Annotated in this window: 14 protein-coding genes; 11 read left to right on the forward strand and 3 right to left on the reverse strand. The window is 30.3% G+C overall.

Annotated elements, in window-relative coordinates; all coding sequences use genetic code 11:
* The first annotated feature begins 161 nt into the window (after window positions 1–161).
* The 4 genes from Spiro2_RS00650 to Spiro2_RS00665 all read left to right on the forward strand — a co-directional run bounded on the left by Spiro2_RS00650 (window position 162) and on the right by Spiro2_RS00665 (window position 6,285).
* The gene (locus Spiro2_RS00650) at window positions 162–1,340 is read left to right on the forward strand and encodes a glycine--tRNA ligase subunit alpha (RefSeq protein ID WP_338636384.1); all 1,179 of its coding nucleotides are present in this window, start codon (window positions 162–164) and stop codon (window positions 1,338–1,340) included.
* Window positions 1,268–3,307 carry a glycine--tRNA ligase subunit beta gene (gene glyS / locus Spiro2_RS00655; RefSeq protein WP_338636385.1) on the forward strand — a complete coding sequence of 680 codons (2,040 nt, stop codon included), beginning with the start codon at window positions 1,268–1,270 and terminating at the stop codon, window positions 3,305–3,307. The genes Spiro2_RS00650 and glyS overlap by 73 nt, the downstream gene beginning before the upstream one ends.
* A gap of 3 nt (window positions 3,308–3,310) precedes the next feature.
* Window positions 3,311–4,261 (forward strand): riboflavin biosynthesis protein RibF, encoded by a 951-nt coding sequence (gene ribF / locus Spiro2_RS00660; protein ID WP_338636386.1) that lies wholly within the window; start codon window positions 3,311–3,313, stop codon window positions 4,259–4,261.
* 149 nt (window positions 4,262–4,410) lie between these two features.
* Complete coding sequence (locus tag Spiro2_RS00665) at window positions 4,411–6,285, forward strand: hypothetical protein (protein ID WP_338636387.1); 1,875 nt, start codon at window positions 4,411–4,413, stop codon at window positions 6,283–6,285.
* Here the strand turns inward: Spiro2_RS00665 and Spiro2_RS00670 are convergent.
* Both Spiro2_RS00670 and rnhA read right to left on the reverse strand, forming a co-directional pair.
* Complete coding sequence (locus Spiro2_RS00670; RefSeq protein WP_338636389.1) at window positions 6,274–7,578, reverse strand: MFS transporter; 1,305 nt, start codon at window positions 7,576–7,578, stop codon at window positions 6,274–6,276. The genes Spiro2_RS00665 and Spiro2_RS00670 overlap by 12 nt on opposite strands.
* Window positions 7,473–7,931: a ribonuclease HI gene (rnhA, locus tag Spiro2_RS00675; RefSeq protein ID WP_338636391.1), complete on the reverse strand. Its 459-nt coding sequence runs from the start codon at window positions 7,929–7,931 to the stop codon at window positions 7,473–7,475. Before rnhA ends, Spiro2_RS00670 begins: the two co-directional genes overlap by 106 nt.
* A gap of 52 nt (window positions 7,932–7,983) precedes the next feature.
* On the opposite strand from rnhA, the gene Spiro2_RS00680 reads away from it, so the two are divergent.
* The 7 genes from Spiro2_RS00680 to ubiG all read left to right on the forward strand — a co-directional run bounded on the left by Spiro2_RS00680 (window position 7,984) and on the right by ubiG (window position 13,325).
* Window positions 7,984–8,604 carry a hypothetical protein gene (locus Spiro2_RS00680; RefSeq protein ID WP_338636392.1) on the forward strand — a complete coding sequence of 207 codons (621 nt, stop codon included), beginning with the start codon at window positions 7,984–7,986 and terminating at the stop codon, window positions 8,602–8,604.
* Window positions 8,582–9,142, forward strand: a complete 561-nt coding sequence (locus tag Spiro2_RS00685) for a hypothetical protein (protein WP_338636393.1) — start codon at window positions 8,582–8,584, stop codon at window positions 9,140–9,142. Before Spiro2_RS00680 ends, Spiro2_RS00685 begins: the two co-directional genes overlap by 23 nt.
* A gap of 81 nt (window positions 9,143–9,223) precedes the next feature.
* Entirely contained in the window at window positions 9,224–9,820 is a 597-nt protein-coding gene (locus tag Spiro2_RS00690; protein ID WP_338636394.1) for a GNAT family N-acetyltransferase, read from the forward strand.
* Window positions 9,817–10,890 (forward strand): glycosyltransferase family 9 protein, encoded by a 1,074-nt coding sequence (locus tag Spiro2_RS00695; RefSeq protein ID WP_338636395.1) that lies wholly within the window; start codon window positions 9,817–9,819, stop codon window positions 10,888–10,890. Before Spiro2_RS00690 ends, Spiro2_RS00695 begins: the two co-directional genes overlap by 4 nt.
* 17 nt (window positions 10,891–10,907) lie before the next feature.
* Entirely contained in the window at window positions 10,908–12,092 is a 1,185-nt protein-coding gene (locus tag Spiro2_RS00700) for a 3-oxoacyl-[acyl-carrier-protein] synthase III C-terminal domain-containing protein (RefSeq protein WP_338636396.1), read from the forward strand.
* Complete coding sequence (locus tag Spiro2_RS00705) at window positions 12,089–12,607, forward strand: hypothetical protein (RefSeq protein ID WP_338636397.1); 519 nt, start codon at window positions 12,089–12,091, stop codon at window positions 12,605–12,607. Before Spiro2_RS00700 ends, Spiro2_RS00705 begins: the two co-directional genes overlap by 4 nt.
* Window positions 12,582–13,325, forward strand: a complete 744-nt coding sequence (gene ubiG / locus Spiro2_RS00710) for a bifunctional 2-polyprenyl-6-hydroxyphenol methylase/3-demethylubiquinol 3-O-methyltransferase UbiG (RefSeq protein ID WP_338636398.1) — start codon at window positions 12,582–12,584, stop codon at window positions 13,323–13,325. Before Spiro2_RS00705 ends, ubiG begins: the two co-directional genes overlap by 26 nt.
* Before the next feature lie 6 nt (window positions 13,326–13,331).
* Here the strand turns inward: ubiG and Spiro2_RS00715 are convergent, their stop codons facing one another.
* On the reverse strand, window positions 13,332–14,834 hold the full coding sequence (locus Spiro2_RS00715; RefSeq protein WP_338636399.1) for a HAMP domain-containing methyl-accepting chemotaxis protein: 1,503 nt from the start codon (window positions 14,832–14,834) through the stop codon (window positions 13,332–13,334).
* Between the last annotated feature and the right edge of the window lie 79 nt (window positions 14,835–14,913).

The raw sequence follows: 14,913 nt of genomic DNA on the forward strand, positions 1-14,913 counted from the left end.
ATGACCGATAAATTAGCATAATTTGTCATAATATTTTTATACACATCAGTTTTGTTAAAAATGCCTAATACAACTTTTCTTTTCTTAAAGAATTTCTTAGTGTAAATCATTTTTTGTGGTTAGGTAATTTGATATGTCCATTTGGGTGAAAGGTGATAATTGTGGAAATAAAGAATTTTCAAGAATTTATTATTGCTCTATGCAATTACTGGGTTGACTATGGCTGTATTTGGAGCCAACCCTATGATGCAAATATGGGAGCAGGAACCTTTCACCCGCACACGTTCTTAAAAGGTGTTGGGCCAGAACCATGGCGATCTGTATATGTGCAGCCTTGCAGACGTCCGGTTGATGGTCGTTATGGCAAAAGCCCTTATCGCTTTCAGCATTATTACCAACTACAAGTTTTGTTAAAACCATCTCCATCAAATATTGTTGATATATTTTTAAAATCACTTGAGCATGTTGGAATAAATTTAAAAGAAAATGACATAGGTTTACTAGAAGATGATTGGAAAGGACCAACACTGGGTGCCTGGGGGTTAGGTTGGGAAATACGTGCAAATGGTCAAGAAGTGACTCAATTTACCTATTTTCAACAACTCGGTGGCCAGGATATTGATGTTGTTTGTGGAGAAATAACGTATGGTTTAGAACGTCTATTTATGTACTCAAAAGGCTATAATAATGCCCTTGATATGCCATTTAATGACCAATTTACTTATGGTGACATCTTTTTTCAAAATGAGTTTGAATTTTCTAGTTTTAATTTTATTGAAGCTGATACCCAGCAATTATTTAAATATTTTGAAGTATGCGAAGAAAAAGTTATGGCGTTGTGCGAAAAAAATTTAGTTTTGCCCGCCTACGATTATGTTTTACAGGCTTCGCATTGTTTTAATTTATTAGATGCACGAGGCGCGATTTCTGTAAGTGAAAGGCAACGTTATATAGGAAGAGTTCGAGATTGTGCGCGAAAGTGTGCATTAAAATATCGAGCATCTCGTGAAAAGCTTGGGTTTCCGTTATTAAACAGATTAGACAATGATGCGCGCAAACCGTTGTTTTCTAATAAATTAAATAATCCAAAAAAATTGGAATTTAATGAAACTCAATTGTATAATAATATTAATCAATTTTCTTCTAGTCAGAGTTTAAATATATTATTTGAACTGGGAGTAGAAGAAATGCCGCCCGCTTTTCAGGTCAGTGCCAAAGCTCAATTAGAATCTAAGGTTGCAGAATTTGTAGCGAAAGAAAATTTAAATTGGCACTTTTTCACGATACACTCGCCAAAGAACATGCATCATATAGTATTGAAATTTCATCTAGGCGTTTGAGTATTTTGTTTAAAAATATACCAAAAACAGAAAATTCTAAAACTTTAGAAATCTGGGGACCTGCAGAACGTATTGCTAAAGCGTCTGACGGAAGTCTTAGTCAAGCAGGGCTGGGTTTTTGTAAAAAGAATAATATCGATCCTTTGCGCGTTCAGTTTAAGTCTAAAAATGAAGGCGTGTTTATGTATTCAGAAAAGTTTTTAGAGGGGCGTGACTTTCCTACTATTCTAGCAGAAAAATTTAAAGAATGGTGTTACGCGTTTTCGGCTCCTTTAATGATGAAATGGCTACCGCAAGATATAAGTCCAACGTTTATACGTCCTGTAAGATGGATTGTTGCGTTGGTTGAAGATAAAGTGATCCCACTTAATATGTTTGGTTTAACAGCAAGTCGTTTAACTTGTGGTCAAAGAATATTGCATCCAGAATCACTACCAATTGAGCATGTAAATGATTATTTTAAAGTTTTAAATAATATTTTTGTTAAGCCATTTATAAAAGAAAGAAATTCAATTATACTAAATAATGCAAAAAAATTGGCTGCAGAAAAAAATGGAAAAGTACAAATTGATAATTCTTTATTAGACAAGTGTGTTGGTTTATACGAAAATCCTTATGTTTTTATTGCAGAATTTGAAGAAAAATATTTAAGATTACCAAAGCCGTTAATTTCTAGTGTTTTAAAAGAACATATGAATTATTTTTCTGTAGCATCTTTAAACAATGAGAAATTACTTCCCTACTATATTGGAGTTGCTAATTATAAATGTAATAATTTACAAGAAATGATTGAAGGCACTAAAACTGTAGTTGTTGGAAGACTAGAAGATGGCGCTTTTTACTATGATACAGATCTAAAAACTCCTTTGGCAGAGTTACGCAACAAATTACATCACCAGCTCTTTCAAGCTGGAATGGGTTCTTTGTTTGATAAAACAGAGCGCATTAAAAAATTAGTTTCGCACTTATGTATTTTATTACAACTCACAAAACAAAAAGAAATACTAGAAACTGCTGCAGCATTTTGTAAAGCAGATTTAAAAACTGGTTGTGTTCAAGAGTTTCCCGATGAAATGCAAGGTATTATGGGCGGAATTTTGCTTAAAGAACAAAATGTTTTTAATGATACCTATAAATCAGAAATTGCCGCAAAAGCTGTAGAAGAACATTATTTGCCTTTGGGGGCTCAATCGCCGCTACCTACAACCATAGAAGGAGTGGTCTTGGCGTTAGCAGATAAGCTAGATTCTTTGTGTCTTATGTTTTCGCATGGTGCCGAAATGAAAGCTGGTAAAGATCCTCTTGGAATGAGAAGACTTGCTCTAGGCGTAGTTAGGCTTCTTGGTATCAGAAACGAAAACAATAGCATTGCTTTACCGTTAAAAGATGTGTTAAATTTAACTTTCCAAGTTATAGAAGAAGAAAAGCAAGTAAAGGTAACAATTGAGAGTCGACATAAAACAAATTTGTTTATTATTGATAGAATAAAAGCGGCATTAGAGGATGAATTTGATATTCGTTTAATTGAAGCTTTGTCAAGACAGTTGCTTGAAGAACCATTTAGTAAAGTGAGATTATTTGCAGTAGAAATGACAAATGCTTTGAAAAAAACTGGAGAAGGCTCTTTACAAAACGCTTTGTTACCATACAAAAGAGCAAAAAATTTAACTTATAATTGGAATGATACCACAATTAATACAAAATTATTTAAAGCTTCTGCAGAGTTTTTATTATACGAAACATTGCAAAACATTGAAAATATAATTAAAACTCAATTACAAAATTCGCAATATCAAGAAGTGTTTAATACGTTAGCAAGTCTTGCCGAACCACTAAGTGAATTTTTTGAAACAGTTATGGTTAATGATCCTGATGAAGCTCTTAAGAGAAATCGTCTCAATCTTTTAACCAAAATTTGTTCTCTATACGAAAATGTCGCTAATTTTTCATGCATTCAGGTACAGTAAATTATGTCTGTAAAAACAATTTATAAGTTGTTTGGTAATCAAGAAATTATAAATCAAAAAGAAACTGTTTCTTTTACTATTGGAAACTTTGATGGAGTTCATGCAGGGCATGTTTATCTCATTGATCAACTAAAAAAATTAAATGCTGGAATTCCTATTGCAATTTTAACCTTTCATCCACACCCAGTCAGTTTTTTTTCACCAAAAAACCCTAAGACTTTGTTGTCTACACTTGAAGATAAAGTGTCATTATTATTAAAAATTGGTGTTGATGTTGTTGTTGTTCAGCAATTTGATAATGACTTTGCATCTTTGAGTTCTGATGAATTTTGTATGTGGTTAAAAAATAATTTTAATATTTATTCTGTGATAATTGGTCATGATTTTCAATATGGAAAGCAGCGTAAAGGTGACTTTGCGCACATGAAAAATTTTGCAAGTAAAGAAAATTGGAAAATAGTGCAAATTCCCGCATTTAAAATGCTTGATGGACAAGTTGTTTCGTCTTCTTTAATTAGAGGTGCATTAACTTGTGGAGATGTCGAAGAGGTAGAAAAGTTTTTAACAAGACCTTATTGCTTGCCTGGCATTGTAGTTAAAGGTGATCAGCGTGGTCGATTGATAGGCTTTCCAACTGCAAACATTCAGCTTGATGATATTTTAGTGATCCCAAGATATGGTGTGTATGCATGTTTGGTTGAAATTGAATCAAATGGTGTGTTGCTGCCATCAGTTATGAATTGTGGTGTGCGTCCTACAATTGCGTCTGGATTGAAATTACAAATAGAAGCTCATATTTTAGATTTTTCACAAGAGATATATGGTTCTCGTGTTCGGTTTCATGTTAAAAAATTTATTCGTGGTGAAATGAAGTTTGAAAATCTCGATGAACTCAAACAGCAAATAGGAAAAGATGTATTATTAGCCTCCCAGTATTTTTCTATAAATAATTAATTTTATTAAATTTTATTTTTAATTTTTGCAGTGAATTTTACCTCTATCATTTTATTGCAGTGCATAATTTTATTTAAATCTTATAAAAATTTGTGTTATGTATTTTTGTGGATGTTTTTATTTATGTCGTATTTTTGTTAGAGATTGTGATGAGTTTAAGCTTAAGATATATTTTAAAAATTTGTACATTTTTGTTTTTTTTGGTGAGCTACAATGTAATATTTGCACTAGAAAATGATGAAGATTATAGTTTACCTGTAAATAATGTAGCCTCTCAAAATTTTGAAAACGTATGCTCAAGAGTGGGCTCAATTTCTGGTCGTCTTATTGTGCCTGAGGATTCTGCTTATTTGCAAAATAATTTTCAAGATATTGCAATTCGGTTAGGCGGAATTGACTACTCGCAAATTGAAAATCAACATCTTGAATTTTATCCTGATGGCAACGGCTGTTTTTCTATTGATAGCGTACTACCTGAAGGAAGTTCTATTACACTGATCATATGGGATAAAAAAGGTTTTTTATCAAAAAAATTACTTCAAGCATATGTTGGAACACAAGCAAATTATTATAATATTTATTTAAGCTCTTATTTTGTTATTTCTAGTTTTTCTGAAGTACTAACAAAAGAAAAACAGCATTTTGAAAATGCTGGATTATGTGGATATGCTGTAGGTCTTTGGCCAGAAGATATTAAAGGTGGTTCTGTTGATTTGCTGTCTACTTCTGGAGAAAGCTACAAAGCCAGTTACTTTGATCGTGGAGAAATTCCATCGTTAAATCAAACAGAATTTTCGGAAAATGGGCATTTTTGTTTTTTTAATGTTAAGTCTTGCAATTCTTCTGAATTTTTGTGTTCTAATCAATCTGATTTTTATAACTTAAATTTTAAACTAAAAAATGGTACTAGCCGTACTTTTCAAATTTATTTACCACCTAGTTACTTTTCTGATTTTAATTTTTTTGATTTAAATATTTCTGTTATAAGGCCAGCAAAAATATTAACTCTTAATAATAATTCCTTGTCTTTAGATTTAAATGAAAATTTATGGAACACACCCAAAATTCCATTTTATCTAAGTTTACACAATGCAATAGAAACTTTACAAAATAATAATCAGAGCTATTTAAATTATTCTCAGTATTTAAACAATGGTGATTTGGAATCATTAAATATTCCTTTAAACGATGATTTTGTAACTGTTCATTATAGTACTAACCCTAGAAATATGGATAAATTTTTTACTTTAATCCCTTCTGCCGAAATTTTTACAGAAAGAATTGCTTCAATTATTAATAATTATGAACCTGGACAGGTTTTTGTAGATAAAAAATCTCCGCTGTTAATTAGATTAATAGAACCAAGCTTAATAAATATAGACAATCAATTTTTACAACCACTTTATGATTTGAATTTTGGTTCTTTGTTTTTAAATTTAGATATGTCTAAATTAAATTTAAGTGCTAACTCGGTATCTGTGTATTTGAGTGATTTATTTGGAGTTAAGAAATATAACTTTAATCAAATTAATAATATATATCATAATTTTTTAAGTGGTTTTGTTTATAAAATAGATCCTGGTATTTTTCAGTTGTTTGTAATTGATAACATCAGCAATTCTATTTTGTATAGTTCTATTATTCAGTCACTTCCTAATAAAACTCAAGTTATTGCAGATGTTTTAGGAAAAAAAGATTTACATGTTGATGAAGAAAATGTTGAGAGCTTTCAAAATTTAGTTTATACAATAAATACATACGATCAAAATAGAATATTAGAAAATGATGAAGAAATTATATTATCTGGACAACAAGAAATTAAAAATTTAAGAAGTGAAGTAAATTTTATTAAAAACAATATTTTTAATCAATATACTAGCGAACAATTATGTTCAATAAATTTTATTGCTAATGATCTTGAACCTGAAACTGAACAAAATTTTGATAATTTTTATGTTAAATTTGCTGGGATCGTTCCTCAAATTCCATTAATTCCAGAAGAAATGATAACTTTAATTAGTTAAATTTAATTTCTTTTTATTATGATTTCTTACACATATTCCTAAACAAAATAAAGTTGCTATTATAATAAAGTAAAAGGTTTTTTCTCTTAAAAATAAATTTGAATTAAAATAAACTAAGCTTTTTGTTCCAAAATAATATCCGTAACCTTCTCCAAGGCCAACAAATACAGCATAAGTTGCAAATATAGCAACTCGCGAGTTTTTATTAGTTTGAGATGTTAGTAATGCTTGAATTGCAGGGATAAATAATATTTCAGCTAGTGTTAGTATTATAATTGAGGTGTAAAAGTAATATAAATTATGGCTATAGGCTAGTAAAGCGAGGCCTATAAAAGATAAAATAACAGAATAAAGTATTTGTAAATAATTACTATTTGAGTATTTATTAAAAAAATTGTTTAATGGCAGCGATAAAAAAATTATCATCAACCCATTTAAGCTTGATATTGTCCATATATAGTTGGAAAAATTAAAATATTTTGAAATAATAATTGGTGCTAAAGAATATATTTGAGCACTGTAAAACCAACAAACTAAAATAATAAAGTAAATGTGCCAAAATTTCTTAGAAAATAACATATAAAATATTTGCTTTAAAATGTTGTTTTGTTTTGTTATAGATGCTTTTGGAATTATTATCATTGTAATTATAGAACTTAATGTTAAAAAAGAACTCATAAATAAATAAACAAATTCTTTATTTTTAATGTTATATAAAAAATTAATTAAAATTGGTCCTGCGGTGGCAGAAATATTTGTTCCAATATGAATAATTGAGTAACTTTTGGTTGAAAACTTATTGTTATTTTTTAAAAAGGATGTGAGCACTCTAATATAAATTGTGTTACTTCCGTAAAATAAACCAATTAAAGTTAATGAAATTATTATAAAAATAAATGATTGATGTAAATAAAGTAATAAATAACCAAGTGCGCCAACCATTTGCATTATAGATAAAATAGTTTTGGGTTTAAAATAATTAAATACAGGAGAAAATATGAGTCTTCCCCACCTAGCTGTTAACGAGCTGACAAACATGGCAAATCCAACTTGTTCAACCGTAATTGAGTTATTATCGCTTAAGAAAATAACAAGCATGCTCAATGGAGCTAAATAACCAAAACTTGTAATAATTTCCTGTAAAAAAAGCTTTGGTAAGGTAATGGTTATTTTTTGTGAAATTTTTTTTAAAATTTTTCGTCGACCCCTTTTTGTGTTAAAATTGCAGTTCGTGCGAGTTCGTCGCACATTTCGTTGTATAAATCTCCTGAGTGACCTTTTACCCATTGCCATGATAAGCTGTGTTTTCTTTGTAATAAACAAAGTTGCAACCATAGTTCTTGGTTTTTAACGGGAGAACCAGATTTTGTTTTCCAACCGTTTTTTTGCCAGTTTTCGAGCCAGCCAGCCGTAAATGCGTTTTTGACATATTGGCTGTCGGTGATAATAAGAACTGGCATTGGTCGAGTTAGGCTTTCTAAGCCACGAATCACTCCCATAAGCTCCATTTTATTATTAGTGGTATGTTTTTCATAACCCGAGATTCTCCGTTTTTGATTATTGTAGATCAAAACACAGGCCCAGCCACCTGGTCCAGGATTTCCAGAACATGCTCCGTCAGAATAAAGTGTAACAGGTGAAGTCATTTTAAGCTCTCTCGTTTCTTGTGCCATATTGTGTGTGTGAAAGAATATAAAAATGCAAACTGAAATGCCAATAATGCAAAGTCAATTAGAACAAAAATATCCAATGGTTGATGGTGTTTCTGGTATGCTTGTTCCTCTAAAAAGTGAAAACATTACACTGGCAAATACCGTTATTTCCTTAGGTGTTTATAACGAATTTGTGACAAGTTCAGCCGCCCAGAGTTATAATTCTTTTGGTCTCGGTTTTTCAATTGGAATGCATCATAAAATTAGAGATATTTGGTTAGGGGGCATAGAGTTACGTTGGTCGGATTGGATGTCTAAAAGTACAGCGCGGTCTGATTTGAGTCCTCTTTCAATTTACTCTAAAATTCAAGTTTATATTCCTACTGATTTTATTTTAAATCAAAATTTTAGGAGTATTGTAAAGCCCTATGCAACAGCTGGTTTGGGTTACACTTTTTTTTATAATAGGAGATCTGTGCTTGATATTCAAACTAACAACACGTTAGGACAATTTTCGATGACATATGGCGCTGGTTTAACTATTAAATTTCAAAACTTATTTTCTATAAAACCTTCGTTTGAGTATTGGAGAGGTATTCAGACATCTGAGTTTAAAGCGGGGATTTATAGGTTGGAGATATTATTTGGAGATGTGGAAAATATTTAGTTTAATTTTATTTTTAATATTTAATTCAGGTAAAGCGTTTTCGCAAAATTTAAACTTGCTCAATCCTATTACAAAGGCAATACCTCCAGGAAAAGTCGTTTTTACTAATAAATCCGTTTTTAGTTGCGGAGAAAAAAACGGATTTTCTGTTTATACATCCCTTGATATACAAGCAATTTTAGCAATTTCAAATATGTTATCGTCCGATCCTGTTACCTTAGAAACTAATTGGAATGATAGTGAATCAATGCAAAAACTAATAAATACAGGAAAGCTTACAGAGCAACAAATATTGACTTATCCCAAAGATGTTCAAAGAATAATTTTTTATTGCTTAACTTGGGATGAAAGTTTTAGATTAAAAATTTTTAGTATCCCAAACGAAGCATTAGAAAATATTTCTGCCAATGTAATGGCTCAAAAACCATGGAAAGTGCTAGAAAAAGATGTAGCAGAAAAAATTAATAATTTTTCACAAGAAACTATTAGGGATTTTGTTTATTTAATTTTAAGAATCAAATGTTTACTACTCAATTAAAGGAGGATTTGAAAAAAATCCAACTTTATGGTCTGGGGCATTTTCATGGAAAGTTCCTTTTAAAGGAAATAAAAATATAAAATGAATAAAGTAAATTTAGAAAATCCAGATTGTAAACAAATAGTCTGTATTAGTAAAGGTAATTTATATTTAAGTGAAATTAGTGACAATGTAGCGCCTATATTTATTTCTAATAATTTATTAGAAATAAGTTATTTAGAAAATTTGTTATCTTATGATAAAATATCAGAAACTGTATATTTAATTTGTAAGAATGATATTTATGCACCTAGTTTAAATTTATTAAAAAAATTTTATGATAACTTAAATCTTGAACAAAACAGCTCTTGTTTTTTAGGAGCTATTTTTGTTTTTCAAAATAAAAACTTAATCGCATTTTTAAATTTTAATGTTACATACGAAGATTGCGAAATAGAGTATACTTGTGTAAGCAAAGATTTTAAGAAAAAAGGTGTTGCTAGCTTAATGTTATTTTATCTAGATGATTTTTGTAAAAAAATAGCAAATAATAAAGTTAATAAAATTTTACTCGAAGTTGGAGAAAATAATTTGCCAGCAATTCATCTTTACAAAAAATTTAACTTTAATAAAGTTAGTGAGAGAAAAAAATATTATAAAAATAGTGAAAATGCTTTAATTTTGGAGAAAAAAATTTGAAAGTTGGAATTCTTCATACAGCATTTATAGGTGATATTGTATTACTTGGTTTGTTAATAGAGGCTCTTTACACAGATAAACATGAAATATATTTAATAATTAAAAAAGAATCATTATTACTGTATAATAATGATTATAGAATAAAAAAATGTATAGCTATAGATAAAAAATCTGGTTTTAAAAAAATTAAATCAATTTTTTTAATTTCTCAACAAATTAAATCTTTGTCTCTTGATGTAATTTTAGTGCCGCATAAATCTGTTACAACAGCTTTATGCGTGCTTTTTGCAAAAGTTCCTAAAAGTATTGGTTTTAATGATAGTGCTTTAAAATTTGTATATCGCGAACTTATGCCTTTTAATAAAAGCAAACATGAATGTTTACGGTGTTTAGATTTAGCACCAAGGTGGCTTTTATCTGAAGCTTCTTATCAAATTGCATTAAAAATTTCTAGACCTATTTTAATTCCTAATAAAAGTTTGTCTATTTTTAATGAAAAAAATCCGGATTTTTTTAGCAAAGAAAGTTTTTATTTTATTGTGAATCCTGGTTCTGCATGGGCAACTAAAAAGTATCCAGCTTTAAATTTTGCAAAAGCAATTTTTTTAATATTAAGTAACTCACAAAATTTAACTTGTATTTTAGCTGGATCGCGTAATGATTACAATGATATTAAATGTATATTAGATTATTTTGATGCATACCCACATTTAAAAAATAAAATTATTGATGTTAGCAAGTATTTGCCATTAGACGAATTTGTAACTTTGGTGTCTAAAGCGAGTTTTGTAATTGCAAATGACTCGAGTCCGGTGCATATTGCTTCTGCTTCTAATGTCCCTGTTGTTGTTATTTTTGGACCAACTAGTTGGACTTTTGGTTTTTATCCGACTTCAGAAAAAAGCACGATTCTAGTTTACCGCGATGCAGCAGGAAATACGCTTTCTTGCCATCCTTGTACAAATCATGGTTCAAGTGTATGCCCTGAAAAGCATTTTAAATGTATGCGTGAATTGTCTCCAGAAATTATTTTAGACTCTGTTCAGAAGATGTTGCCACATTTTTTTTAATAGGATAGGGAGTGTTTATGATTCCTGTTTTAGGTAACTTCATTGTAAAAAGACCACAGTTTGAAGTTGCACAGCACAATGCGTTAAACTGGATCTCGCAAGCTCATGCTCTTGCAAAATATAATGAAAATTTAAATTCTCCTGATTCTAAATCATTAGAAAAAATAAATTACTTAATGAATAATTATGTTAATCGTTTTGCTTGTGGCCCCGAAAAAATTTCTAATCGAGGCACATGTATTCCTGATTTTCTCCATACAAATTGGGATGAAATGCAATTGTTTAATTTAAAAAATAATAATTGCAGTCCAACTATTAAAGAAAAAATGCTTTTTTTTAACGAAATAGTTGGAAAAGTTTTTGAGGACTTATACTCTGAAGTAAATGTGCCACCAAAAAATATAATTCATGTAACCTGTACAGGCTACTCTTCACCTTCAGCAGCGCAAATTTTAGTTTCCAAAATGGGATGGGGCGATTTTACAAAAATTTATCATGCATACCATATGGGTTGTTACGCCGCTCTTCCTACGTTGCGAGTGGCGCAAGGTTACTTATTACAAGATAATTTAGAAAACGCGCTTACTAGCAATATTAAAGGTCGAGTGGATATTGTTCATACAGAACTATGTACGTTGCATTTTAATCCTTATTTGCATGATCCTGGTCAGTTTGTAGTGCAAAGTTTATTTGCAGATGGATTTATTTATTATTCATTGTTTGAAAAGAATGCATTTTATCGTTATGGATTGAATAAAGGTTTAGAAATTTTAGCAACTCATGAGATGATTATTTCACACACTTTAGATGCAATGTCTTGGGATTTGTCTGAAAGTGGTTTTTATATGAGTTTATCTGGTAAAGTTCCTGCTGTTATTGCAGAAAATATTTTTAATTTTATTGAAAAATTATTTTCGAAAACAGAATATTCTTATGCTGAAATTAAGGATAATGCATTATATGCTGTGCATCCAGGTGGCCCTAAAATAATTAAATTGATAAAAGATGTGTTAGATTTATCAGATAAAAATATTGAATTTAGTGAATTGATACTTAAAAATTATGGTAATATGTCTTCGGCAACGTTACCGCATATTTGGAATGAAATAATTAACTCAAACGTACAGGCTGGTACTTTAGTAGTGAGTTTAGCATTTGGCCCTGGTTTAACTGTGGTTGGTTCGTTAATGAGAATTGTATGAATTTGCTTGAGATTTTTTTTATTTTGATAATTTTGTTTCACGCTTTTTTAATGCTAGTGGATGAGTTTTATTGTCATAAAAAAAGATGGCTTCCTAAGTGGGAAAGAATTGGACATCCCGTTGATACAGCGTGTTTTTTGCTTTGTTATATATTGGTAATTTTTTTTCCAATGAATAAAGCTGTATTTTTTGTTTTTTTAATAAATGCAGTTTTTTCGTGTTTTTTAATAGTTAAAGATGAAGCAGTGCATTTAAAATATGCAAATAGTTTTGAACAATATTTGCATGCTCTTTTGTTTGTTTTGCATCCCGTTATTTTATGTATTTTGTTTTTTTCTTGGTCTTTATTTGCTAAAACAGAGTTTTTATTTTTTAATTACTTTGATTTTAAGTTATTAAAATATGTAATTTTAACACAATTTATATTGGCTATAATATTTTTTTGGTATCAAATAATATATTGGAATTTTGTGATTAAGGATAATGTTTATGATGCAAAAAGAAATAGTAAATAATGAGATTTACAAAAGTTTAGGTGATAAGTGGTATACAGGAAACGACTATGTCGCCTTGTTAAGGGCAGAATCAAAAACAAGAAACCCTTGGATTTTAAATAATATTTATAAGAATAACTTTGTTGATTCTAAGGTTTTGGATATTGGCTGTGGCGGTGGTTTACTTACTAATTATTTATCAAAGTTTAATTTTAATGTGACCGGAATTGATAATCAAGAAAATGCTTTGCATATTGCAAAAAAATATGATGAAAGTGGCTCTGTAACTTATAAAATAGCAGATGCTCATCAGTTGCCTTATGATAATGAAACGTTTGATGTCGTTTGTTCCTTAGATCTTTTTGAACACGTTGATGATTATACAAAAGTGATCAAAGAAGGTGTTAGAGTTTTAAAAAAAAATGGACTATTTTTCTTTCATACTTTTAACAGAAATTTGTTATCTTGGTTATTTGTTATTAAAGGTATGGAATGTTTTGTTAACAATACTCCTAAAAATTTGCATGTCTATCAATTTTTTATTAAACCTAAAGAAATTATAAAAAATTTTTCTATTAATGATTGTTATTGTGTTGAAATAAAAGGTTTAACGCCAAATATATTTTCGAGTTCATTTGTTAATTTAATTAAAAATGGTGAGGTTGACGAAAATTTTGATTTTTCTATCTCTCGAAATTTATTTACAGGCTATATAGGGTACGTTAAAAAAATAAGTTAATGAGTTTTATTTTTTTCCTAAAACTAGCCGTTCAATTTCGCTTGTGGTTTTTGAGAGTTTTTTGCCTTGATCAACCAGTTCGTTAGAAGATTGCGCTGTTTCGTTCACAGAGATTTGGTTTTTTTGCGTAGCGCGGTCAATTTCAGACATCGCTGTTGTAATTTGCCGCACCCCAATGTCTTGTTCTTGGGTAGCAGCAGAAATTTGTTCAATCACAGACACCATATTGATAATGTCTTCGGATATTTTAACAAAAGAATCTTGCGCGACTGTGGTAACGGATTTGCCTTCATTGATGCGATCTTTTGTGACCAGCAAAATTTTGTTCACTTCTTCTTGGCTTTTGGTAATGAGTTCCTGAATTTCGTGAGCAGATTTACCACTAATTTTAGCAAGATTTCCCACCTCTTCGGCCACCACGGCAAAACCTTTGCCGTATTCTCCTGCACGGGCAGACTCAATGGATGCATTCAATGATAACAGCTCTGTTTTAGAGACAATATCGTTAATCACAGAGGTTTTTGCATGAATTTGAGTGATAATTTGAGCGATATTTTGCAATTGATTGTTAGATTCTTGAATGGTTTCCATGCTGTTCACCAGTTTGTGCATGGTTTCTTGACTGTTTTCAGCTTTGCTTGCAGCATTTTTTGCAACATTTGTAGATTCTTTTGCATTTTCTGAGGTTTTGTTCACCATACTGGTGATTTCGTTAATGGCTGCTGTGGTTTCGTGCACAGAGGCGGCTTGTTCGGTAACCGATTCTGAAAGCGATTGAGAACTATTTTTTAAAGTTTGCGAGATTTTCATTGTATTCTCGCCTTGGTGCTTTAATTCTGTAATAGCAGCTTTTATTGTCGCTGTAATGGAAAGAATCACAAGTGTAATAACTATTGCAATAATAATTGAAACAAGCAACACAGCGCTCATGGTCCAATTGGTAATGGTTGTTAAGCTTTCTCCAGCTTGTGTTGATTTTACTGCGCCTTCTGAATTATATTTTGACTCATTTGCAATCGCTTCTAGCAATTTAAATAATGCAGGACGACCCACAGTATTGTAGTGATTGAGGGCTTCGAGGCCTTCGCCTTTTTTCACGTGTTCGAGTTCTTCCTCATATGTTTTCATATATACTTCGTAGGCTGCCATTGTGGCATCGTAAAAAGGTTTTTCTCCTGGTGCCATGAGACCATTTTCACTATAGCCTTTGAGCTCTTTTTCTAAAGTGGCTTTAAAATTATTGAGATCTTCAAGGTTTTTGGGAAGTCTCTCTTGTTGTTTGGCAAGGGTATCTGCAATCACAAGCACCGCTCTTCGAGATAAGTTGCCAAGGTATAAATTAATTTTGCCAAATGCTTCGATACTTGGCATCCATTCTTTTGCTGTAACCTGAGAATACACTTGTGTTTTATTAATCATGCTGATTGCATAGATACAGCAAAATAAAATAAGGGCTAGCAATATAGAAATGGACGTAAAAATTTTAAAAGCAAGACTTTTGTTTTCCATTTAAAATAACCCCAAAAATAGAATAAATTATTCTTATATATCTATAATCGGAGCTTATTTGTTGTAAATTAAATAAATA

Origin of the sequence: Spirobacillus cienkowskii (assembly GCF_037081835.1) — a bacterium.
Taxonomy (GTDB): domain Bacteria; phylum Bdellovibrionota_B; class Oligoflexia; order Silvanigrellales; family Silvanigrellaceae; genus Silvanigrella; species Silvanigrella cienkowskii.